The sequence below is a fragment of the Janthinobacterium sp. CG3 genome (assembly GCF_000344615.1).
Classification (GTDB): domain Bacteria; phylum Pseudomonadota; class Gammaproteobacteria; order Burkholderiales; family Burkholderiaceae_D; genus Janthinobacterium.
In genome coordinates, this window is record NZ_KB467824.1 from 1,576,192 (window position 1) to 1,598,493 (window position 22,302).

23 protein-coding genes and 1 tRNA gene are annotated in these 22,302 nt (G+C 65.2%); 7 read left to right on the forward strand and 17 right to left on the reverse strand.

Annotation, left to right across the window (positions count from 1 at the left end; genetic code table 11):
- Positions 1-320: 320 nt before the first annotated feature.
- The 10 genes from JANGC3_RS0106720 to JANGC3_RS28585 form a co-directional block, all read right to left on the reverse strand.
- Positions 321-1,739, reverse strand: coding sequence for an amidohydrolase family protein (locus JANGC3_RS0106720; protein WP_017875720.1), 1,419 nt, complete (start codon positions 1,737-1,739; stop codon positions 321-323).
- Between the two features lie 89 nt (positions 1,740-1,828).
- A complete protein-coding gene (locus JANGC3_RS0106725; protein WP_026132656.1) occupies positions 1,829-2,938 on the reverse strand; it encodes a BMP family ABC transporter substrate-binding protein in 1,110 nt (369 codons plus the stop codon).
- A gap of 91 nt (positions 2,939-3,029) precedes the next feature.
- Positions 3,030-3,962 (reverse strand): ABC transporter permease, encoded by a 933-nt coding sequence (locus JANGC3_RS0106730; RefSeq protein WP_017875722.1) that lies wholly within the window; start codon positions 3,960-3,962, stop codon positions 3,030-3,032.
- Positions 3,947-5,041 (reverse strand): ABC transporter permease, encoded by a 1,095-nt coding sequence (locus JANGC3_RS0106735; RefSeq protein ID WP_198292001.1) that lies wholly within the window; start codon positions 5,039-5,041, stop codon positions 3,947-3,949. The genes JANGC3_RS0106730 and JANGC3_RS0106735 overlap by 16 nt, the downstream gene beginning before the upstream one ends.
- Positions 5,031-6,605, reverse strand: coding sequence for an ABC transporter ATP-binding protein (locus JANGC3_RS0106740; RefSeq protein ID WP_017875724.1), 1,575 nt, complete (start codon positions 6,603-6,605; stop codon positions 5,031-5,033). Before JANGC3_RS0106740 ends, JANGC3_RS0106735 begins: the two co-directional genes overlap by 11 nt.
- Positions 6,602-7,819: a CobW family GTP-binding protein gene (locus tag JANGC3_RS0106745; RefSeq protein ID WP_017875725.1), complete on the reverse strand. Its 1,218-nt coding sequence runs from the start codon at positions 7,817-7,819 to the stop codon at positions 6,602-6,604. Before JANGC3_RS0106745 ends, JANGC3_RS0106740 begins: the two co-directional genes overlap by 4 nt.
- Positions 7,816-8,022: a hypothetical protein gene (locus JANGC3_RS32410; RefSeq protein ID WP_157406491.1), complete on the reverse strand. Its 207-nt coding sequence runs from the start codon at positions 8,020-8,022 to the stop codon at positions 7,816-7,818. The genes JANGC3_RS0106745 and JANGC3_RS32410 overlap by 4 nt, the downstream gene beginning before the upstream one ends.
- A gap of 167 nt (positions 8,023-8,189) precedes the next feature.
- Positions 8,190-8,831: a UbiX family flavin prenyltransferase gene (locus JANGC3_RS0106755; RefSeq protein WP_017875727.1), complete on the reverse strand. Its 642-nt coding sequence runs from the start codon at positions 8,829-8,831 to the stop codon at positions 8,190-8,192.
- Positions 8,828-9,847, reverse strand: coding sequence for an XdhC family protein (locus JANGC3_RS0106760; protein ID WP_017875728.1), 1,020 nt, complete (start codon positions 9,845-9,847; stop codon positions 8,828-8,830). The genes JANGC3_RS0106755 and JANGC3_RS0106760 overlap by 4 nt, the downstream gene beginning before the upstream one ends.
- 28 nt (positions 9,848-9,875) lie before the next feature.
- Positions 9,876-11,261 carry a nucleobase:cation symporter-2 family protein gene (locus JANGC3_RS28585; RefSeq protein ID WP_051068237.1) on the reverse strand — a complete coding sequence of 462 codons (1,386 nt, stop codon included), beginning with the start codon at positions 11,259-11,261 and terminating at the stop codon, positions 9,876-9,878.
- 424 nt (positions 11,262-11,685) lie between these two features.
- On the opposite strand from JANGC3_RS28585, the gene JANGC3_RS0106775 reads away from it, so the two are divergent.
- The 4 genes from JANGC3_RS0106775 to JANGC3_RS32415 all read left to right on the forward strand — a co-directional run bounded on the left by JANGC3_RS0106775 (position 11,686) and on the right by JANGC3_RS32415 (position 13,918).
- Positions 11,686-12,597, forward strand: coding sequence for a LysR family transcriptional regulator (locus JANGC3_RS0106775; RefSeq protein WP_017875731.1), 912 nt, complete (start codon positions 11,686-11,688; stop codon positions 12,595-12,597).
- Between the two features lie 182 nt (positions 12,598-12,779).
- A complete protein-coding gene (locus JANGC3_RS0106780) occupies positions 12,780-13,106 on the forward strand; it encodes a BON domain-containing protein (RefSeq protein ID WP_017875732.1) in 327 nt (108 codons plus the stop codon).
- Between the two features lie 15 nt (positions 13,107-13,121).
- Positions 13,122-13,649 carry a hypothetical protein gene (locus JANGC3_RS0106785; RefSeq protein WP_017875733.1) on the forward strand — a complete coding sequence of 176 codons (528 nt, stop codon included), beginning with the start codon at positions 13,122-13,124 and terminating at the stop codon, positions 13,647-13,649.
- Positions 13,650-13,747: 98 nt separating this feature from the next.
- The gene (locus tag JANGC3_RS32415; RefSeq protein ID WP_157406492.1) at positions 13,748-13,918 is read left to right on the forward strand and encodes a hypothetical protein; all 171 of its coding nucleotides are present in this window, start codon (positions 13,748-13,750) and stop codon (positions 13,916-13,918) included.
- Here JANGC3_RS32415 and JANGC3_RS0106795 read toward each other — a convergent pair.
- Together JANGC3_RS0106795 and JANGC3_RS0106800 are read right to left on the reverse strand one after the other, a co-directional pair.
- Positions 13,890-14,990: a catalase family protein gene (locus JANGC3_RS0106795; RefSeq protein WP_026132658.1), complete on the reverse strand. Its 1,101-nt coding sequence runs from the start codon at positions 14,988-14,990 to the stop codon at positions 13,890-13,892. The genes JANGC3_RS32415 and JANGC3_RS0106795 overlap by 29 nt on opposite strands.
- Positions 14,991-15,211: 221 nt before the next feature.
- Positions 15,212-15,286: transfer RNA gene (locus tag JANGC3_RS0106800), tRNA-Val, on the reverse strand.
- 152 nt (positions 15,287-15,438) lie between these two features.
- On the opposite strand from JANGC3_RS0106800, the gene JANGC3_RS0106805 reads away from it, so the two are divergent.
- Entirely contained in the window at positions 15,439-16,197 is a 759-nt protein-coding gene (locus JANGC3_RS0106805) for a substrate-binding periplasmic protein (RefSeq protein ID WP_017875735.1), read from the forward strand.
- Between the two features lie 10 nt (positions 16,198-16,207).
- Here JANGC3_RS0106805 and dnaQ read toward each other — a convergent pair whose 3' ends face one another.
- Positions 16,208-16,915, reverse strand: coding sequence for a DNA polymerase III subunit epsilon (gene dnaQ, locus JANGC3_RS0106810; protein ID WP_026132660.1), 708 nt, complete (start codon positions 16,913-16,915; stop codon positions 16,208-16,210).
- Positions 16,916-17,135: 220 nt separating this feature from the next.
- Positions 17,136-17,315, reverse strand: coding sequence for a hypothetical protein (locus tag JANGC3_RS33560; RefSeq protein ID WP_232429812.1), 180 nt, complete (start codon positions 17,313-17,315; stop codon positions 17,136-17,138).
- Between JANGC3_RS33560 and JANGC3_RS0106820 the strand changes: the two genes are divergently transcribed.
- A complete protein-coding gene (locus tag JANGC3_RS0106820) occupies positions 17,265-18,404 on the forward strand; it encodes an IS4 family transposase (RefSeq protein ID WP_017875737.1) in 1,140 nt (379 codons plus the stop codon). The two genes, JANGC3_RS33560 and JANGC3_RS0106820, sit on opposite strands and share 51 nt — an antisense overlap.
- Positions 18,405-18,470: 66 nt before the next feature.
- On the opposite strand, the gene rnhA is transcribed toward JANGC3_RS0106820, so the two are convergent.
- Both rnhA and JANGC3_RS0106830 read right to left on the reverse strand, forming a co-directional pair.
- Positions 18,471-18,914 (reverse strand): ribonuclease HI, encoded by a 444-nt coding sequence (gene rnhA, locus JANGC3_RS0106825; RefSeq protein WP_017875738.1) that lies wholly within the window; start codon positions 18,912-18,914, stop codon positions 18,471-18,473.
- Positions 18,907-19,689, reverse strand: coding sequence for a class I SAM-dependent methyltransferase (locus JANGC3_RS0106830; RefSeq protein ID WP_026132662.1), 783 nt, complete (start codon positions 19,687-19,689; stop codon positions 18,907-18,909). The genes rnhA and JANGC3_RS0106830 overlap by 8 nt, the downstream gene beginning before the upstream one ends.
- Before the next feature lie 19 nt (positions 19,690-19,708).
- Here JANGC3_RS0106830 and gloB point away from each other — a divergent pair, with 19 nt between their 5' ends.
- Positions 19,709-20,512, forward strand: coding sequence for a hydroxyacylglutathione hydrolase (gloB, locus tag JANGC3_RS0106835; protein WP_017875740.1), 804 nt, complete (start codon positions 19,709-19,711; stop codon positions 20,510-20,512).
- Positions 20,513-20,597: 85 nt separating this feature from the next.
- Here the strand turns inward: gloB and aceB are convergent, their stop codons facing one another.
- On the reverse strand, positions 20,598-22,196 hold the full coding sequence (aceB, locus tag JANGC3_RS0106840) for a malate synthase A (protein ID WP_026132663.1): 1,599 nt from the start codon (positions 22,194-22,196) through the stop codon (positions 20,598-20,600).
- Between the last annotated feature and the right edge of the window lie 106 nt (positions 22,197-22,302).

Genomic DNA, 22,302 nt, shown 5'->3' on the forward strand with positions numbered 1-22,302 from the left:
AACCGAGATGCACGCTCTACTTTCCGAAGGACTGTCAGGGGCGCTCTGAAAAACAGACGAGCTGCCACTGACGAACCCTCCGCCAGTGAGCAATCTCCTGTCGAACCGTGGCGCTTGCGCGGCCGCGTATCAACTGAACGCTTCTACCCACTTAACACTGCTACTGCTACTGCTACTGCTACTGCTACTGCTACTGCTACTGCTACCGCTATTTATACCGACTGGCGAATCACCGTGTCAATCGGCAATAAACAAGGAAATCAATATATCGGAATCGCAATGAATGGCCCGGCGTCGCCGAGGCGCCGCGCCGGACCGCCTCACGCCGCGCGCATCAGGCGCAGCACGTCGGCGTTGGCCTCGGCCCGCAAGCGCGCCATGTCCAGGCCCGGTATGGCGTCTTCCTCGACCACCACGCGCCCGTCCACCAGCAGCCAGCGCAGGCGCGGCCGGCCGGCGCAGACCACCGGGCCGATGGCCATGTCGTGCAGGCCGAAGTAGCGCGGCGTGTCGAGGTCGTACACCGCCAGGTCGGCGGCCTGGCCGACCTCGAGCGTGCCAACGCCGTCGAAGCCGAGCACGCGCGCGCCCCCGGCCGTGGCCCAGCGCACCACTTGCTCGACCGAGACCCGGTCGGCGCCGGCCTCGCCCCCGCCTTCAAGCTTGGGGCGGGTCGCGGCGCCGGCGTGGGCGCGGTGCATCAGCCAGCAGAAATGCACCTCGCTGAGCATGTCGGCGGCCTCGTTCGAGGCGGCGCCGTCGACCCCGATCGAGACCGCCCCTCCCAGCAAGTCGAGGTCCGGCGCGCGCGCCACGCCGTCGGCCAGGCGCGCGTTGCTTTGCGGACAGTGCGCCATGCCGGTGCCGGAGCTGCCCAGCAGTCGCAGCTCGCCGTCGCTCAGGTGGGTCAGGTGGGCCAGCGAGACGTCCGGGCCTAGCCATTCGTGCTCGGCCAAATACTCGATCGGCAGGCAGCCGTAGGCGGAGCGGCAATGTTCAATGACGGCGACGCTCTCCGACATGTGCGTGTGCAGGGGAATGTCCATGCCGCGGGCGGCGCGGGCGATCAAGGTCAGCTCCTCCCGGCGCACCGAGACGTTGGCGGTGGTCGGCGCCATCGATACCCGCGTGCGCGGCCGCGGCCCGCGCTGGTGGAAGCGCGCCGCGGTGCGTTCGACGCCCGCCAGCATGCCGTCCAGCGTTTCCGGCTCCAGCGAATGCCTGTCGTTCGCCTCGAGCTTGCGCGCGACGGTGGCGCCGCCGCGTTGCAGCATGAAACGCGCGCCAAGCTTGTCGGCCTCGTCAAACAGCGCCGCCGAGGCGTCGTAAGACATGCCCGGGTAATACAGATAGTGGTGGTCGGCGATCGTGGTGCAGCCCGACAGCATCAGCTCGACAATGCCGATGCGCGCCGCCAGCCGCAGCCGTTCCTCGTTGAACATGCGCCGGTAGCTGAACGGCACCGCCTGCAACCACGGGCTGAGCGTCAGGTTGATACCGGCCGGCACGCCTTTCAACAACGATTGGAACAAATGGTGGTGCGTGTTCACCCAGCCCGGGTAGATCACGCAATCGCGCGCGTCGAGCACGCGTTCGCCCGGCAACGCCGGCAAGGCCTTGCCCATCTGCGTGATGACGCCGTCGGCGACGCGCACATCGCTTGCCGGGCTGCGCGCGGCGTCGCCGCGCAAGCCGGTCAGGACGCTGTGGGCGTTCTTGATCAAGATATTGTTTGCCATGTCCTAGTTACCCTATACAAATTCAATCGGATTGCGGGCGCCGCCGGCGCGCGCCAGTGGCCGCGCGCGCCGGCCCCGCAGCGCAGCCGTCATCGCTTCGGCACACTGCCGTCGATGCCGGTGACCAGGTAATTCATGTTGTCCAAATCGGCGTTGCCCATCACCTTGCCGGCGGCCACGCGCTGCTTGCCGCTCTGGTCGTAGATCGGTCCGGCAAACGGAAACAGCCGTCCCTCGACGATGTCGCGCTCGACGGCGGCGAACTTCTCCCGCAACTCGGGCGCCAGCGCGCCGTTCAACGGCGCCATCTTGATCATCCCCTCGCGCAATCCGCCCACCACGCTGGCCGACTTCCAGCGCCCGGCCAACACGTCGTCGACCACCTTGATGTAATAACCGCCCCAGGTTTGCAGCACCGAAGTCTGGCTGGTCTTCGGGCCGAACTTCGACATGTCCGAGTAATAGCCCAGCGTGGGGATGCCCTTTTCCTCGGCCGCGGTCACCACCGCGACGCCGGAGGTGGCGTAGGCCAGCACGTCGACGCCGAGCGTGGCGAGGGTGTTGGCGGCGTCGCGTTCCTTGCCCGGGTCGTACCAGGCGTTGACCCAGATCAGCTTGACCTGGGCGTTCGGATTGACGCTGCGCAGGCCCAGGGTAAACGCGTTCAAGCCCTGCAACACCTCGGGGATCGGGAAGGCGCCGACATAGCCAACCACGCCTTTCTTGCTGACATGGCCCGCCAGCACCCCCTCCAGATAGCGCCCTTCGTAATAGCGGCCGTTGTAGGCGCCGACGTTGGGCGCGGTCTTATAGCCGCTGGCGTTCATGAAAATCACCCGCGGCGCCTGGCGCGCCACCTTCAGGGTCGGCTCCATGAAGCCGAACGACGGAGTAAAGATCAGCTTGCAGCCTTCCTGGACGAAATTGCGGATGACCCGCTCGGCGTCCGGCCCCTCGGCCACGTTCTCGACGTATTTGGTGCTGATCTTGTCGCCGTAGGCCGCCGCCAGTTCGCGCCGCGCCAGCTCGTGCTGGTAAGTCCAGCCGCTCTCGCCGATCGGATTCGAGTACAGGAAGCACGTCTTGAGCGGCTCGGCCGCCTGGCCCTTGCCGGCCATGGCAAAGCCCAGCAGCGCGGCCAGGCCGGCCAGCAAGCGTGCGGTCTTGTTCAGGTGCGTACGGCGAAAATCGTGTGACATGTTGAGACTCCTATTTTTGATAGTTGAACAACCAACGGATGACGCGGGGTGAAGCGGGAAACACAGCAAGCGAGGGGTCCGCGGGCGGACCTCAGGCGTCCGGCCGGAACGGCTGGCCCAGCGACGCCGGCGAATGCAGCCGGATGGTGTGGGCGTTGCGCGAAATCAGCACCAGCACGACGATGGTGGCGATATAGGGCAGCGCCGACAGCAGTTGCGACGGCACGTCGAGCTTCAGGCCGGAGCCTTGCACGAATAGCTGGGCGATCATCACGCCGCCGAACAGGTAGGCGCCCAGGACCACCCGCAGCGGGCGCCAGGTGGCGAACACCACCAGCGCCAGCGCGATCCAGCCGCGGCCGGCCACCATGCCCTCGGCCCACAACGGCGTGTAATACACCGACATGAAGGCGCCGCCCATGCCGGCCGTGGCGCCGCCGAAGGCGACGGCGGCGTAGCGCAGCGCGATCACCCGGTAGCCGACCGCGTGGGCCGACGCCGGCGATTCGCCGACCGCGCGCAGCACCAGGCCCCAGCGGCTGCGGTACAGGAACCACAGCACCGCCGCCACCAGCAGCCAGGAAACATACACCATCGATTGCTGGTTGAAGCACGCCGCCCCCAGTACCGGAATATCGGCCAGGATGGGAATGCGCAGCGGCGCCACCAGCGGCAACGGCGCCGACTCGTAGGGCTTGCCGATGAAGGCGGCCAGGCCGACGCCGAAGATCGCCAGCGCCAGGCCGGAGGCGACCTGGTTGGCCAGCATCGTCAAGGTCAGGAAACCGAACAGCAGCGACAGCGCGCTGGCCGCCGCGACGCCGGCCAGCACCGCCAGCGGCGGGCTGGCGCCGGCGAAGGCGGCCGCGAACGCCGCTACCGCGCCGATCGACATCATGCCCTCGGCGCCCAGGTTCAGCACGCCGGCCTTTTCGGTGACGAGTTCGCCCATGGCGACCAGGATCAGGGGCGTGCCGGCGACGATGGCGGCGGCCAACATCGAGGTGATCAGGTGGTTTTCCATATCAACTTTCCAAGTGTGGCGTTGCGATCGAGACGCAGACGGTAGCCGATGAACAAGTCGGCCCCGAGCAGGAAGAACAGCAACATGCCCTGGAATACCTTGGAGATCGACGACGGCAGGTTGATGAACTGCTGGGCCTGTTCGCCGCCGAGGAACAGCAGCGCCATCAGCAGGCTGGCCAGGCAGATGCCGAGCGGATGCAGGCGCCCGACGAAGGCGACGATGATCGCCGCGAAGCCGTAGCCGCTGGAGATGGACTCGGTCAGCTGGCCCATCGGCCCGGCCACCTCCGCCATGCCGGCGACGCCGGCCGCGGCGCCGCCGGCCAGCATGCCGATCCAGACGGTGCGCCGGCTCGAATAGCCGGCGTAGCGCGCCGCCGCGTCGGCCTCGCCGGCAACCCGCATCTGGTAACCGTGGAAGCTGCGTTCGAGGAAGATGTAGCCGACCCCGAGCGCGGCCAGCGCCATCAGGAACGCCGCGTTCAGGCGGCTGCCCTCTATGAGCAGCGGCAACATGGCCGCGTCGGGGAACAGCCGGGTTTGCGGAAAATTGAAGCCCTCGGGGTTTTTCCACGGTCCGTGCACCAGCCACGAGGCCAGCAACTGGGCGATATACACCAGCATCAGCGTCACCAGGATTTCGTTGGCGCGGAAACGGTTGCGCAGCAGCGCCGGGATCGCCGCCCACGCGGCGCCGCCCAGCGCGCCCGCCAACACCATCGCCGCCAGCAGCCAGGCGCCGCCGGCCTGCCGGAAATACAGCGCGACGCCGGTGGCGGCAATCGCGCCGAGGATGAACTGGCCCTCGGCGCCGATGTTCCACACGTTGGCGCGGTAACCGACTGCCAGGCCGATGCCGATCAGCATCAGCGGCGTCGCCTTCAACAACAATTCGGACAGCGCATACAGGTCGCGCAGCGGATTGATGAAGAACACCTTGAACCCCAGGACCGGGTCCTTGCCGAGGGCGGCGAACAGGAACAGGCTGGCCAGCAGCGTCAGCGCCACCGCGATCAACGGCGACAGCGCGCGCATGCGCGGCGACGCCGCCGGCCGCGCTTCAAGTTTAAGCAACATATTCACTCCCCCTGGCGCAAGCGCCCTTGTCGGCGCCGCCCGCGCTCGCGCCGTCCCACACGCCGCTCATGCGCAGCCCGACTTCCTCGGCGTTGGTCAGATGCGTCGGCGTGGCCGGCGACAGCCGTCCGCCGGCGATGACGGCGATGCGGTCGCAGATTTCAAACAACTCGTCGAGTTCCTCCGAGATCACCAGCACCGCCGCGCCGGCGTTGCGCAGGTCCAGCAGCGACTGGCGGATGAAGGCGGCGGCGCCGACGTCCACGCCCCAGGTCGGCTGGGCGATGATCAACAGCTTGGGCTGCTGCATGATTTCGCGCCCGACGATGAACTTTTGCAGGTTGCCGCCCGACAGCGAGCGGGCCTGCGCGTCGGCGCCGCCGCACTTGACGTTGAAGCGGGCGATGCAGCGTTCGGCGAAGTCGCGCGTCGCCTTGAAGCGGATCAGCCCGTGGCGCAGCAGGCCGCTGCCGTGCGCCGTCAGCAGCGCGTTCTGCGCCAGCGACATGCGCGGCACGGCGCCGCGGCCGAGCCGTTCTTCCGGCACGAAGCACAGGCCCAGCAGGCGGCGCCGGTCCGGCGTCATGCGCCCGGCGGCCACGCCGCACACCTGCGCCGCCGTGTCCCGCAGCAGCGGGGTTTCGCCCGACAGCGCGCACAACAGCTCCTGCTGGCCGTTGCCGGAGACGCCGGCGATGCCGACGATTTCGCCGGCCCGCACCTGCAGGCCGATCTCCCGCAGGTCGACGCCGAACGGTTCGAGCGACGCCAGCGACAAGGCGTCCACGCACAGGCGCGCCTGGCCGGTGGCGGCGGCCGCGCCGCGGTTGCATTGCGGCAGGTCCTTGCCGATCATCAAGCGCGCCATCGAGCGCAGCGTTTCCTGCGCCGGCACGCAGGCGCCGCTGACCTTGCCGGCGCGCAGTACCGTGGCCTTGTGGCACAGTTCCTTGATTTCATCGAGCTTGTGGCTGATGTAGAGGATGCTGCAACCTTCGGCGGCGAGCTGGCGCAGCGTGTCGAACAGCTTGCGCACCGCCTGCGGCGTCAGTACCGAGGTCGGCTCGTCCATGATCAGCAGCTTCGGGTTTTGCAGCAGGCAACGAATAATCTCGACCCGCTGGCGCTCGCCGACCGACAGGCCGTGCGCGAGCCGGCGCGGGTCGACCGGCAGGCCGTAGCGCGCCGACACCGTCTCGACCCGCCGCGCCAGGTCGGCCAGGTCGGGCCGGCCCGGCAGCGACAGCGCGACGTTTTCCACCACCGTCAAGGTGTCGAACAGCGAAAAATGCTGGAACACCATGCCAATGCCCAGGCTGCGCGCATGCGCCGGGCTGCTCACCTGCACCGGTCGGTCTTCCCAGATCATCTCGCCGGAGCTCTGCCGGGTGACGCCGTAGATGATTTTCATCAGCGTTGATTTGCCGGCGCCGTTCTCGCCCAGCACCGCGTGGATTTCGCCCGGCATCACGCGCAGGTCGATGCCGTCGTTGGCCACCACCGACGGATAGACCTTGCGGATGCCGCGCAGCGCCAGCCGCGGCGTATTGTTGATGTCGTTCATGCGCCGGCCTCCGTCGCCACGGCGGCGGTTGCGCGCGCGGCGCCCGGCAAGCCCAGGATGGCGCGCGGCGCCGGGGTCTCGATACAGGCGCGCAAGCCGGCGTCCAGGCCGGCCCTGTCGAGGTTGCGGCCGATGAACACCAGCTTGCTGGAGCGCGCGGCGGCGCCGTCCCAGGCGTCGGCGGCGCGCAACTCCAGCACCCGGTGAACCGCCTGCAACACGTAGCGCCGCCCTTCCCCGGCGATGGACAAAATGCCCTTCAGGCGGAACAGGTCGTCACCGCGTTCGGCCAGCAGTTGCGCCAGGTAGGCGTCGAGGCCTTGCTTGTTGAACGGCGCGCCGAAGGTGAAGGAAACCGACAGCACCGACGGATCGTGCGCGTGGCCGTGGTCGCGGCGCGCGCCGTGCGCGCCGGCGTCGGCGCGCCCGTGTTCATGGCCGTGCTCGTGCGCGCAAACGTCGTCGCACACGTGCTCGTGCTCATCCATGAAGTGCGGATCGCAGGCCAGCACCGACGACGATGCGAAGCCGCCGATGCCCAGGATCTTGCCCAGGTCGACCTGGGCGTGGCTGGAGCGCATGATCTGCGCGCCCTGGTTGATGCCGCGAATGCGCCTTTCCAGCAGCTGCAGCGCGGCGTCGTCGACCAGGTCGGTCTTGTTGATGATGATGCGGTCGGCCGCGACAATCTGGTCGACGGCCTGGTTGTCCATGCCCGCCAGCGCCGGATCGCTGAGGTGGCTGTCGATGTGCAGCGCGTCGACCAGCGTCACCACGCCGTCGAGGCAGACTTGGCGCGCCACCTCGTTGTCCATGAAAAAGGTCGCGGCCACCGGCGTCGGATCGGCCAGGCCGCTGGTTTCGACCAGGATGTGGTCGAACTTGTCGCTGCGCGCCAGCAGCGTTTGCAGGATGCGCACCAGGTCGGTACGCACGTCGACCACGCAGCAGATGCAGCCGTTGGTCATCTGGAAGATCTCTTCCTCGGACGTCAGCACCAGATCCGAGTCGACGTCGATTTCGCCGAACTCGTTTTCAATCACGGCGATGCGCAGGCCATGCTTCTCGGTCAGGATGTAGTTGAGCAGCGTGGTCTTGCCCGAGCCCAAAAAACCGGTCAGTATCGTCACCGGAACCTGTTTCTGCTCGTTGCGCTCGCCGCTGCCGTGCGCATTGCGCGGCTGGTCCGGGGTCTGGTTGTTGGGCTGGTTCATGTCGTCTCCAAATGGTTGGTGGCAGGGCTGGGGAAATGCCGGCGGGCGGGCGCGGCGGTGTTCACGCCGATGGCCGCAACAGCGGCCGCACCGACGCCGCGCGCCAGGGTATAGCGCGGCAGGCGCGGCGGCACGGGATCGGCGCGGAAGGGGTCGGCCTGCAAGGTGCACGGCGCAACAAGGCGAAAAGGCAAGTGATGCATGCGGCTCTCTGGTAGAAGGGTCACTGTCGGGCCGTCCGCGTCCGCGGACGACGGCTGTAACAGTGAGCAATTTCCCGCTCGCATCCCGGCATGGCGCCCGGAAACGAAGAGCTGATCGCTTCTACCCACTCGATATGGCTTAAGTTTTCATGTTAATCAGCTGTCGATCACCCCTCCTTCGCGGCGCCGGAGCCGCGCCCATTGTGTTCGCCGATGGATACATCAGGCCCGGCGCCCGCTTGGATGCCCTGCCAGCGCCGCACCAGGCCGGCGTGCGCGACGTCGAACAGGTCGAGCGCGCGGCCGACCGTGTGGTCGACGATCTCGTCGATGCTCTGCGGCCGGGTATAGAAAGCCGGCACCGGCGGGCAGACAATCGCGCCCAGTTCCGTGACCGCCGTCATGTTGCGCAGATGCGCCAGATTCAGCGGCGTCTCGCGCGCCAGCAAGACCAGCCGGCGCCGTTCCTTGAGCATAACGTCGGCCGCGCGCGTGACCAGGTTGTCGGCCAGCCCGTGCGCGACGGCGGCCAGCGTGCGCATCGAACACGGCGCGATAACCATGCCGTCGCACCGGAACGAGCCGCTGGCGACGCTGGCGCCGATGTCGCGCACGTTGTACACCACGTCGGCCAGCGCCTCGATCTGCGACTTGCGCATGCCCAGCTCGTGCGTGGCGGTCAGCGCGCCCGAGGCCGACATCACCAGATGGCTCTCCCATTCGTCGAGCCGGGCCAGCACCTGCAGCATCCGCACGCCGTAGACCGCGCCGCTGGCGCCGGTGATGGCGATGACCAGGCGTTTTTTCATAACTGGCACGCCGCGTCGGAATCGGCCCGCCGCAGCGCCAGCTTGGCGTTTTCGATGCGCGCCTCGGCCAGCAGGGGCACGCCATTCTTTACCGCCGTCATCTCGGCGAGGATGGCGATGGCGATCTCGGCCGGTGTCGTGCTGCCGATGTACAAGCCGATCGGGCCGTGCAACCTCTCCAGTTGCGCCTCGCTGACGTCGAACAGCATCAGCCGCTCGCGCCGCCGGGCGTTGTTGTGGCGCGAACCGATCGCGCCGACATAGAACGCGTCGCTGCGCAGCGCCTCCATCAACGCCAGGTCGTCGAGTTTCGGATCGTGCGTGAGCGCAACGACGGCGCTATGGCCGTCGAGGCGCATGGCGACGGCCAGGTCGTCCGGCATGGCGTGCACCAGGTCGACGCCGGCCACCTGCCAGCCGGCGCGGTACTCTTCGCGCGGATCGCACACCGTCACGTGGTAATCCATGCCAACGGCGATCTGCGCCAGGAAGCGCGACAATTGCCCGGCGCCAATGATCAGCAGGCGCCAGCGCGGCCCGTGAAAGGTGGTCAGCGCCGTGGCCGACAGCCGCAAGCCGATGGCGCCGCCGGCCGGCCCCAGCGTCACCGCGCCGGTGGCCAGGTCGAGCCGGCGCGCCACCAGTTCATGCCGCGCCAGGCGCCGCAGCAGCGCCGCGATCTGGCTGGCGGCGCCGAGCGGCTCGATCGCCAGTTCGATGGCGCCGCCGCACGGTAGCCCGAAGCGGTGCGCCTCGTCGGCGCCGATGCCGTAGCGTACGATCCGCGGCAAGCCGGCGCCGATGCCGCGCTTGCCCACCCGTTCGATCAAATCGTCCTCGATACAGCCGCCGGACACCGAACCGACCACCGCGCCGTCCTCGCACAGGGCCAGCATGGCGCCTTCCGGGCGCGGGCTGGAACCCCAGGTCTTGACGACCGTCACCAGTTCGCAGCGGCGCCCCTCGGCTATCCACGCCGCGCAGGCGCTTAATACTTCCAGGTTGATGCTATCCATAATTGTTCGCCATGTCGTAGAAAACGGTTCAAGCCACGTTGCGCGGTTCGTCGCGGGCGCCGAACGGCGTCCGGGCGGCCCTGCCCGGACGGTTGAAAAGCAGGTTCAGCAGCACGGCCGAGAACGATCCCAGTAAAATGCCGTTATGCAAGAACTTGGCCGCCAACTCGGGCAACTGCGCGAAGAAATGCTCGGCCACCAACGGGATCATGCCGAGCGCAACGCTGACGGCGACCACATACAGGTTCTTGCCGTTGCCGTGGAAATCGGCGCGCGACAGGATCTTGACGCCGCTGGCGGCCACCATGCCGAACATCACCATGGCCGCGCCGCCCAGCACGTACGGCGGAATCGAGGCCGCCAGGAAAGCCAGTTTCGGCACGCAGCCGAGCACCACCAGCATGGCGCCGGCGACCGCGCAGACCCAGCGGCTGCGCACGCCGGTGATCTGGACCAGGCCGATATTTTGCGAATACGAGGTGTAGCTGAAGGTGCCGAAGACGCCACCGATGATGTTGCCGACGCCGTCGGCGCGCAGTCCGCGCGCCAGGTCCCGTTCGCTCACCGGCCGCTCGGTGATCTCGCCCAGCGCCATGAACAGGCCGGTCGACTCGATCATGATGACGACCATGACGACGCTGAGCGTGGCGATGGCCATCGGGTCAAAGCTGGGCGGGCCGAAATGGAACGGCGTGACCAGGTTGAACCATGCGGCGGCGCCGATGCCGGCGAAGCTGACCTTGCCGAAGACGACGGCAATGGCGCAACCCACCGCGATGCCGAGCAAGACCGAGATGTTGGCAAGGAAACCGCGCAGCGTTGCGCTGACCAGCAACACCGTCGCCAGCACGCTGGCGGCGATGCCCAGGTTGAGCGGCACGCCGTACAGGGGATTGGCGACCGGCCCGTGGGGCCCCGGCAGCGTCGGCTGGCCGCCGGCGACCCAATTGATGCCGACCCGCAGCAGCGAGATGCCGATTACCAGCACCACCGTGCCGGTGACGACCGGGGGGAACCAGCGCGCCAGGCCGCTCATGTACGGCGCCGCCACGTAGGTGAAGACGCCGGAGGCAATCACCGCGCCGAACACCGCCGGCATGCCGAGCCCGGGACCGAGGCCGATGGCGATGATCGGCGCGACCGCCGTGAAGGCGACGCCCATCATCACGGGCAGGCGGATGCCGATATTCCACACGCCTATGCACTGCAACATGGTGACGAGGCCGCAACAGAACAGGTCGGCGCTGATCAGGAACGCCAACTCCTCCTTGGGCAGGCGCAAGGCGCCGCCGACAATCAGCGGCACGGCGATGGCGCCCGCGTACATCACCAACACATGCTGCAGGCCCAGCACGCACAGCGTGGCCCGGGGCAACACTTCATCGACGGAATGCAATTGCGCTGAGCTAGTCATGCGGTCCCCAATCGGTGGGCGCCAGTCGCGTTCCAGTGCCGCGCAGTTTCCTGCTCGTGGCCTTGCGGCGATGCGCAAACATCGGTGCTGCGAAAATCAAGCTGCCACGTGGCCGGCGGCGCCAATGCGCTCACCCGGCCTATGGCCATCCTTTACTCGGCGGCGGCGCCGGTCAGCGCCAGATGCCCGCGCAGCACCCACAGGGCCGGGGTCTCGGCCGCGGCCCGGACCGGAGAGGATTTACCGTAGACGTTCGGGTGGATCATGTTCAGCTCTCCTGGATCGCCGGCGCGAGCGCTGCAATCAACTGTTGCGGTGTCGACACGCCGGACTGGATTGTTTCGTGATGACGTGGCTGAAAGTATGGCGAGGGGCTATTTATTTGTACAATGTATTCTTCAGCCATCATTGATATCGACAGAATATGGATCTGCGCCTTCTACGCTACTTTTCCGTGCTTGCGGAAGAGCTCCATTTCGGCCGCGCGGCGACCCGGCTGAACATGTCGCAACCGCCGCTAAGCCAGCAAATCCGCCTGCTCGAAGGCGAGCTGGGCACGCCGCTGTTCCTGCGCACCCAACGCCGCGTCGAGCTGACGGCGGCCGGCGTGGCGCTGAAAAGCCAGGCCGCGCTGGTCTTCGCGCAAATGGCGCGCGCCGTCGACCTGACCCGCCAGGCGGGGCGCGGCCACCTGGGCACGTTGGAAATTGGAATGATCAGTTCGGTGATGGTCGGCGTGCTGCCGCGCGCGCTGCGGCTGTTCCAGGACCGCCATCCCGACGTCAAATGGACCTTGCACGAGATGATGCCGGCGGCGCAACTGGTGGCCTTGAAGGAGCGCCGGCTCGACCTGTGCCTGTTCCGCACCGCGCAGCAAGACCCGCAACTGGTCAGCGAGGCGCTTGCCAGCGAGGCGATCGCCGTCGTGCTGCCGCAGCAGCACCCGCTGGCCAAGCGGGCGCGCCTGCGCCTGGCGGACCTGGCCGAGCAGCCCTTCATTTCGTTCAAGCTCGACCAGTCGCAATTTGCCGCCTACCTGTACCAAAGCTGCATCGAAGCGGGCTTTACGCCGCGCATCTACCAGCAAGTCGTCGAAGTGCAGACCTTGCTTAGCCTGGTCAGGGAAGGCCTGGGAATCGGCCTGCTGCCGGCCTCGACGGTGATGTTCCCCCACGCCGGCGTGTCCTACCGCAAGCTGGTGGAGCCGGCGCCCAGCACCACGCTGTACGCGACCTACCGCAAACAAGACCCGTCGCCGGTGCTGCAGGTGTTCCTGGCCATCATGCGCGGGTTGGCCGAGCAGAAAGCCATCCCGCCCGCGCTTTCATTGCCCTAAGGTTGGGTGTTTAACAGACCAGCACGCTTGCCTTGTTTATTCTGGCTACTCCGGCACTGAGCACGCCAATTCACCGAAGGGAGTACGCCATGCGACACGCAGCAACATTTATCGGACTGTCTCTCGTCTTATCTTGTGGCGCCGCCCTGGCCACGGACCAGAGCAGCGCGCCAAAGGCCACCATGCCGGCCGCACACGGCCAGGCTTCGCCGGTAGCCGACAATACGCTGCTGAACGCGCGCGATAAGACCGCCGCCACCGCCACGCCGCAAGCCCAATCGAACGCCGAGTCGGACCGCAAGCTGCTGGCGGCGGTGCGCCGCACCGTGGTCGACGACAAGTCGCTGTCGACCAGCGCGCACAACGTCAAGATCCTGGTCGCCAACGGCGTCGTCACGCTGCGCGGCCCCGTCAACAGCGACACCGAGAAAAGCAAGATCGAAGCGCTGGCGAAGCAGGTCGCCGGCGTCTCCAGCGTCAATAACAGCCTCGATATTAAAACCCATTAATTTTAGGAGCACACCATGCACAACGCCGTCTATTGCATCGCCCAGGACCATCCGCACGCCGAGATTATCGTTAACAATTTGAAGAGCGCCGGCTTCTCCAGCAACGACATTTCGGTCCTGTTCCCGGACAAGTCCGGCACGCGCGACTTCGCCCACGAACAGAACACCAAAATGCCTGAGGGCGCCGCCAGCGGCGGTGTCGCCGGCATGGGCGCCGGCGCGATCCTCGGCTGGCTGGCCGGCATCGGCTCGCTGGCCATTCCGGGCGTCGGTCCGTTCATCGCCGCCGGCCCGATCATGGCGGCGCTCGGTGGCGCCGCGCTCGGCGGCGCCACCGGCGGCATTATCGGCGGGCTGGTCGGCATGGGCATACCCGAGTTGGAGGCCAAGCAGTACGACAACAAAGTGCGCAACGGTAACGTATTGATCTCGGTCCACGCGGAAAATGGCGACCAGATCAAGGTTGCCAAGGAGATTTTCGAGCGGGCCAACGCCGAAGACATCAAGTCGACCTCCGAGGCGCATGCGCCGGCCTCGGCCTGACGCCAGTGGGTTGCCGGGGCGTTTGCCCCGGTGGGTCATCGAAAGCCGCCCTTGGGCGGCTTTTGTTGTTCTTATCGCCTGCATCCTATGGCAAGTACATGGACGTTCAACAAGCGATCCTGCTGGCGGCGCTGGAAACGTTCGACGAGCTCGGCGTCACCGCCAGCAACCCCGCCTACCATGTAGTGCTCGACAAGACGTTCCAGCAGGCCGCCGCGCCGGCGCCGCGTCCCCGCGCCGTTAATCTGGAACTTCCTCGATGCGGCTAATTTCAAGGCGCGGCTGCGCGTTCATCTGGTGGCGGTAGGCCGACGACATCTCATACGCCTTGATGCGCACGCGCATGATGGAGCCGAGCGGCCGATGCGCGTCGATACCGTGCCATGGATTGAACGACAGCACGTCGTCGGCGAAGACCCTGCGCGCCGGGCTGTAAGCCTGCTGCGCCGGTATGCTCAGCCTGGCGACCGGGACATATGGCGACTCCTGTTCGGGCCAGGGCACGGACGCGTCTTCGATCGGCATGCGCCCGGTATCGGTGCATAGTTGCACCCGCACCTCGTACTCGGCGCCCTGCTTTTCAAAGTAGGCGACCACCAGGTCGCGCAACTCCGACGGGTCGGCGCCGTCGCGCAGCAATTGCCCGGTCAGTTGCCGCACGCCGTAGGACAACGGCGCCACGCACACCTTGGCGACATAGTCGCCGTAGCGGATGGCGGCCATGCTGTAGAAGGTTTCGCCGAGAATGTGGCTATTGGGCGCGCCCAGCGTATCGATGGCGGCGTTTTCCACGCCGAACGCGTGCAGGGCTTTGCTGCCGCCCCGCGCCAGCGCGGCGGCGATGTGCCGCGACACTTCCGGCGCGTCGACGTGCTTCTCGACAAACGGCTGAATTGTCGCGTACGCCGCGACGTGGCCGAACGCAATCACCGGGTGGTTTACCAGCAGCAAATCCTGGGTGGTGGCCAGTTCGCGACCGGGCAACAACTGGCGGCCGTCGACGCCCAGCATTTTGATGGCCATGCCGCGCGGCATCGAGGTACGGTCGCTATGGATATCGCCGGCCGCCGTCGACAGGCGCAGCACCGCCGGATACGATGCCGGCCGGGAAAACACGCCTTGCCGCAGCGGTTCCGGCAAGTTGTCGTAGACGCTGATCTGGCCTTTGAGAATGCCGTGGCTTTTGGCGTGGGCGTCGCGCACGGCATGGCGCAGCTTGTCGAAGGTTTTGCGGTTGACCCGCGCCATCGACGCGACGATGTCCTCGATCAGCGCGTCCTCGTTTTCCTGTTTTTGCTCCAAGCCATCGTGATAGCGGACAAACTGTTGGGTAACTGACATCTGGCGCCTCCGTCGCCCCGCAGGGCCGCATTCGAAGTGTCCAGTCTAAACAGACGCAACGGCAGTTCGTTAGGGGCCGCCCTCTAAACTTTCTAAACGCCCGCCGCACTCGCCGGGTCCAGCTGGGACCACTGGACCGATGCCCGGTGCAGAAGGCGGCGCCCGAAACAAAAATGGCCCGACTCAAAAAGAGCCAGGCCATCGATGCGATACAAAATTCTTGGTGGGAAGTGCAAGTTTCGAACTTGCGACCCCTGCAGTGTGAATGCAGTGCTCTACCCCTGAGCTAACCTCCCGAAGCGGGGCGAATTATGACATCCCCGTTCGAATTTAGCAAGACGACGGAGGGGAAATTCCACAACAAGATTTTCCTTTATTTCCCGATTCCAACAGGAGTAAGCTTGGCGGGTAACGTTGGCACCCTGTCGCGTCGATCAAGGAGTCCGCAATGAAGCTCGTGCATACCTGTGGCGTCACCCTGTTGTTGTCCGCAATGCTGCCGGCGCTCGCCGCCGACGCGCCCAAAACGCTGCATCTGGCAAGCCTGGACTGGCTACCGTTTTCCGGCAGTTCGCTACCCAACGACGGACTCTCCGGGGCGATTGTCACGGCAGCGGCCAAGCAGATCGGCGGCAGCGTCAAGGTCGACTACTTCACGTGGAAGGAAGCGGTGGAAAAAGGCGAAGCCGACCCCTCCTTCATTGGCTATTTCCCGGTGTTTTACACCGAGGAGAGAACTAAGAAATGCTATTTTTCGGCGCCGATCGGCAAGGCCGTCACCGGCATCGGCTACCACAAGGATGCGCCGGTGCAGTGGAAAACCCAGGCCGACCTGGCCACCCTGAAAATCGGCATCGTCGATGGTTACGCCAACGGCGACGCCTTCGACGCCGCCGTGAAACAGGGTAAGCAGCCGGTCGAGGTGAGCACCAGCGACACTAACAACATCCGCAAACTGGTGACGAAAAAATTGCCGGCAATCGTGGTCGACAAACAGGTGCTGCATTATATGACGCTGAAATCGCAGGCCAAAGACAGCATCGTGTTCCACGAAAAAACCTTTAACGAGCGGCCCATGCACATCTGCTTCCAGCGCACGCCGGCGGGCAAGGCGATGCAGGAGGCCTTCGACGCCGGGCTGAAAAAGGTGGATATCGCCAAGGTCGAAAGCGCCTACATGGCGCAACTCGAAGCGAGCGCCAAGTAAGCCGCCTGCGTTAAGCCGGCGTGGTCAGCACGCGCCAGATGCAGGCGCCCTTGACGGCCTTGTCCAGTCCCGCCAGCGTCGCTTCGTGTTCGGCCAGCTCGTCCGGCGCCGCCGGCAGGAAAATGATGTCGGCCAGCGCCACGTTGTCGAGCGCGTCGCCGTCGGCGCTCACCTCGACCTCCTCCTCCATGACCAGGCTGTTCTGGCCGCGCGTCATCGACAGGTAGACGTCGGCCAGCAGCTCGGCGTCGAGCAAGGCGCCGTGCAGCTTGCGGTGCGCGTTCGACACGCCGTAGCGGTCGCACAGCGCGTCGAGCGAGTTGCGCTTGCCCGGATGCATTTCCTTGGCCTGCACCAGGGTGTCGATGACGTTGCCGATGTGCTCGCTGAAGCTGGGCACGTTCAGGCGCTTGAACTCGGCGTTCAGGAAGCCCAGGTCGAACGGCGCGTTGTGGATGATGACTTCGGCGCCGGCGATGTATTCGCGCAGCTCCTCGATGATCTCGGCGAACTTCGGCTTGTCGCTGAGAAATTCGGTAGTCAGGCCGTGGACCGCCAGCGCGCCCTCTTCCGAGTCGCGCTCCGGGTTGATGTAGCGGTGGAAGTTATTGCCCGTTAACATACGGTTGTGCATCTCGACGCAACCGATTTCGATGACGCGGTCGCCGGTGCGGGGGTTCAAGCCGGTGGTTTCAGTATCTAGAACAATTTGGCGCATGGGGAGTCAGTAGGTTGAATCGAAAGCAAGCCGGGCAGTATAGCAAAGCGCGGCGGCGGGCAGTGTCTTGGCGGCGCCGCGGACATATACACCAAGGGCGTGGGGCTGGGGTCGGACCCAATCCACCCAAGTTAAGAATTTTTCTTTAAAAGTAGAGCGAAATACAATAAAAAGCTTGACATGCCAGTGAGGTAGGGCGCGGTCAGTGAGATTTTTTACCTCATTGGCCGCTATGTCCCTTGCCGCACTGTTCAACGATCTTGCCGCGCATTTGCAGTCCGTCGAATTCCTTCTGACGGCCCGACATATTGAACACCCCGCCGCATTTTCCCGCCAGCGAAAATTGCCGTTGCCGGCGCTGGTCGCGTTGATGCTTACCGGTATGCGCATGAGCGTCCAAGCCGAGCTCGACGTATTCTTCGCCCATCTGCAGCAACGTGCGCAATTGGTGCGCAAGGTGTCTGAGCAGGCGTTCGCCCAGGCGCGCGCCAAGCTGTCTCTGACGGCCATTCCCCTGCTCAACGACTGGCTGGTCGCACGCGCCGAGCACCACGGATTTGTGCCGCGCTGGCGCGGCCTGCGTTTGGTCGCCGCTGATGCTTCGACCATGCGATTCGGCTTGCGCGCCAGCCACGTCAAGCGCGCCGCGCTGGCCGATCAAATCCTGTTCGGCCTGTTCCTTCCCGGCGCGGAATTGATGCTTGCGGCCTCGCTGCACGGCATCGAGGACTGCGGCGAGCGGCAAATGCTGGTCGAACACCTGGACCGACTTTCCGGCACCGATCTTCTGCTGCTCGACCGGGGCTACCCGTCCCGATGGCTGGTATCGCTGCTCAAACATCGCCACATTGCGTTCTGCATGCGCGTCGAGAAGGCCGGCAACGGCGGCTTTCCCTGCGTGCGCGACTTCCTGCGCTCCGGTCTGAGCGAGCAGCTCGTCATGCTGCGCGCGCCCGACCGGCGCGACGCCGACGATTATGAATGCCCCCGAGAACCCCAGCAGGNGCGCCTCGTCCGCCATGTCGCGCCGAACGGCAAGGTGCGGGTGTTGATGACCAATTTGTTCGACAGCGCGCGCTTTCCCGCCGACGGCTTCGGCGACCTCTACCACAAGCGCTGGCGTATCGAGGAAGCCTTCAAGCGGCTCAAGCATCGGCTCAATTTGGAGCATGTGTCNGGCCTGTCCCAGCAAGCCGTGGTGCAGGACGTCGCCGCCAAAATCATGTGCGATAACTTGCAAACCCTGGCGGCCTTGACAGCCCACGACAGCGCCGACCTGCGCGCAGCCGAGCGCATCAACCACGCCTATGCGCATACCGCCCTCAAACCATTGTTGCCGGCCCTTCTGCTCGGAAAAAAGGTGGCGAAGTTACTGCGCGAGGTGCTGCGCCTGATTGCGAAACGGACACACATCCATCGGGAAAATCTATCCAAAACACGCAAAACCAGGCCGAAGCCGCACAAGCACATGATCCAAAAACCATGTTAAAAGGTTGGAAAATCCCTAACTTGGGTGGATTGGGGTCGGACCGCGCGGGTCTGCCCCCCCCCCGATTTAACGCGCCACGCGCACGGTTTCGACGCCGCGGTTGGCCAGTTGGTCGGCGCGCTCGTTGCCGGCGTGGCCGGAGTGGCCGCGCACCCAGCGCCATTCGACCTGGTGCACCGCCTGCGCCGTGTCGAGCGCCTGCCACAGGTCGACGTTCTTCACCGGCGCCTTGGCCGCCGTCTTCCAGCCGCGCGCCTTCCAGCCGTGGATCCACTCGCTGATGCCTTTTTGCACGTACTGGCTATCGGTGTACAGCACCACTTCACAGGGCCGCTTGAGGGTGTTCAGCGCCTGGATTACGGCCAGCAATTCCATGCGGTTGTTCGTCGTGTTCAGCTCGCCGCCAAAAATTTCCTTTTCCGCGCCGTCGGCCACCATTAAGGCACCCCAGCCGCCGGTGCCCGGGTTACCCTTGCAGGCGCCGTCGGCGTAAATTTCCACTTTATCCATCTTGATGTTCCCGCCTTTTATTAGTGACCGGCACGCCCGCGGAGGCCGCTACCGGTTTTTTGATCCACGCCGGACCGATCAGCCGCATCCCTTTGACGCGCTTGATCGCCTGCACGATATATACGGCGCCCAGGTACGGCCACCAGCGCGCGCCGGCCTGGTCCATGAAGGCGTACCGGTGCAACCACTTTTCCGTCCTGCATGCCGGGGCGTAACAGCCGAAATGGCTCTGGGTGACGCCCATATTCAATAATTTTAACCAGTCTTTCATGCGCGGCATAGAGATGAATTCGCCCGCCCGCGGCAGATAGTGCGAGCCGGTCATCCTGCCGGCCATCTGGCGCAAGCCCCATAGGCTGGCGGGATTGAAGCCGCACACGATCAATTGCCCCTCGGGAATGAGAACCCGCTCGACTTCGCGCAATACCTGGTGCGGTTCGGCGGCGAACTCTAACACATGCGGCAGCACTACCAGGTCGAGGCTTTGCGAGGCGAACGGCAATTCGTCGAAATTCAGGACCACCTTGGTGCGGCGCGGTTGCGCCTGCGGCGCCGGGCCGGCCAGGCGGGTCTCTGCCAGCCATTGATTGGGCATGCGGTTGGCCGCCAGCGCGTCGAGTTGCGGCATGCCGATCTGCACCGCGTTGTAGCCGAAAATGTCGGCCGTCAACTCGTCCAGGCGCGCCTGCTCCCACGCCCGCACATACACGCCGGCCGGCGTTTGCAACCAGCCATCAAGCGCTATAATGGATTTCTCGGATGTCGCACTGTCCATGTCAGCCTACCCCCACATAATGACTTCCACTGCCAAGCACGCCGCCACCGTACTCACCGTCCCGGCCTTCGCCGACAACTACCTGTGGCTGATCCACGATGGCGTCCACGCCGTTGTCGTCGACCCGGGCGACGCGGCACCGATCCTCGCCGCCCTGAACCAGCATCGGCTTACCCTGACTGCCATTTTACTCACCCACCACCATGCTGACCATATCGGTGGCGTTCCTGAATTGTTGCAGCATTATGCCGTACCCGTGTTCGGCCCACGCAATGATGCCATCGCCGCCGTCACGCGGCCGTTGGTGGAGGGCGACTTGGTGAGCCTGCCGCGGCTCGACGTCGAGTTCGCCGTGCTGGACGTGCCGGGCCACACCCGGGGCCACATCGCCTACGTGCGGCGCGACGGCGCGGCCGAGCGCTGGCTGTTTTGCGGCGATACCTTGTTTGCGGGCGGATGCGGGCGCCTGTTCGAGGGCACGCCGGAGCAGATGGTGGCATCGCTGAGCAAGCTGGCCGCGCTGCCCGACGACACCCAGGTGTTTTGCGCGCACGAATACACGCTGTCGAACCTGCGCTTCGCCGCCGCCATCGAGCCGAACAACCTGGCCTTGATGGCGCGGGTACGCATTGAAGCGGCCAAGCGCGAGGACGGCGTGCCGACCGTGCCGACCAGCATCGGCGTGGAAAAGGCCACCAATCCCTTCCTGCGCTACAGCGAGCAGGAAATTGTCGAATCGCTGGTCGAGGCCGGCAGGCTGGCGCCGGGCGCCTCGCCGGTGGCGGCGTTCGCCGCGCTGAGGCAGTGGAAAAATAGCTTTTAAGATCGCTCAGGCAACGCAAAGGGCGCAACGCCGGGGCCGGACCTTCTGGTCCACCCCCGGGGTTACGCCCCTGGTTTGAGATGGCTTAGATTTCTTCGTACAGCGGCAGGGTCAGGAATTCGGCGAACGATTCGGACGTCGACATTTCCTCGAAAATCACTGCGGCGCGGGCATACGTCGGGTTGTCGCCGTTGGGCGCAACTTGCTTAACCTTGAGCAACTCTTCCGGAATCATCGCGCGCACCATGTCGGCGCTAACTTTGCGGCCATCTTCCAGCACGCCCTTGGTCGAACGAATCCATTGCCACACTTGCGAGCGGCTGATTTCGGCGGTGGCGGCGTCTTCCATCAGGTTATGGATAGGCACGCAACCGTTGCCGGCCAACCAGCTGCCAAGGTAATGGATACCGACGTTGATGTTGTAACGCAGGCCGGCTTCGGTGATCGGCGCTTCCGGCTGGAAGTTCAGCAGGTCGGCCTGGGTCGTTGCGACGTCGGGGCGTTGCTTGTCGATTTGGTTCGGCTTCTCGCCCAGCACTTTTTTGAATTCCGTCATGGCCAGTTCGACCAGGCCGGGATGGGCAACCCAGCCGCCGTCGTAGCCGTCGGTGGCGTCGCGGGCCTTGTCGGCGCGCACGGCGGCCATGGCGATGTCGTTCTTTTCCGGATCATTCTTGATCGGGATCAGCGCGGCCATGCCGCCGATCGCCGGCGCGTTGCGCTTGTGGCAGGTTTGCAGCAGCAGCAAGGCGTAGCCGCGCATGAACGGCGCGGTCATCGTCACCTTGGCGCGGTCGGCCAGGCAGAAATCCTTGTCGAGCTTGAATTTCTTGATGCACGAGAAGATGTAGTCCCAACGGCCGGCGTTCAGGCCCGAGCTGTGCTCTTTCAGTTCGTACAGGATTTCGTCCATCTCAAACGCGGCCAGGATGGTTTCGATCAAGACGGTGGCTTTGATCGTGCCCTGCGGCAAGCCCAGTTCGGTTTGCGTCATCACGAAGATGTCGTTCCACAGGCGCGCTTCCAGGTGCGATTCCATCTTCGGCAGGTAAAAATACGGGCCGGCGCCGCGCGCCAATTGTTCTTTGGCGTTGTGGAACATGAACAGCGCGAAGTCGAAAATGCCGCCGGAGATGCGCTGGCCGTCGACCAACACATGCTTTTCGTCCAGATGCCAGCCGCGCGGACGCACCACCAGGGTCGCGACCTTGTCGTTAAGCTTGTAGGATTTGCCATTCTGTTCCAACGCAATGGTCTTGCGCACGGCGTCCATCATATTGACCTGGCCGGAAATCTGGTTGTCCCAGTTCGGCGTGTTCGAATCTTCGAAGTCGGTCATGTAGCTGTCGGCGCCCGAGTTCAGCGCGTTGATGACCATCTTGCGCTCGACCGGACCGGTGATTTCGACGCGGCGGCATTCGAGCGCGGCCGGAATCGGCGCGATTTTCCAGTCGCCGGCGCGGATGTGCGCGGTTTCAGCCAGGAAGTCCGGACGCTCGCCGGCGTCGAGGCGCTTGGCGCGCGCGACGCGCACTGCCAGCAATTCCTGACGGCGCGGTTCGAACGCGCGGGTCAGCTTGGCAACCAGGGCCAGCGCTTCCGGGGTCAACACTTGCTCGTAGCCGGGCTTGATCTGGCCCGTGATTTGCATTCCTGCCGGCATAGCGATGGTGGACTGTGTCATGAAAATCTCCGCATAAAAAAGGTAATAAATACAACAAACAATAAGTACAGCAAATACGTTTTACAAGCCGAAACGGGCGGCCCGGGCTAGCCGGTCCAGCACTCCG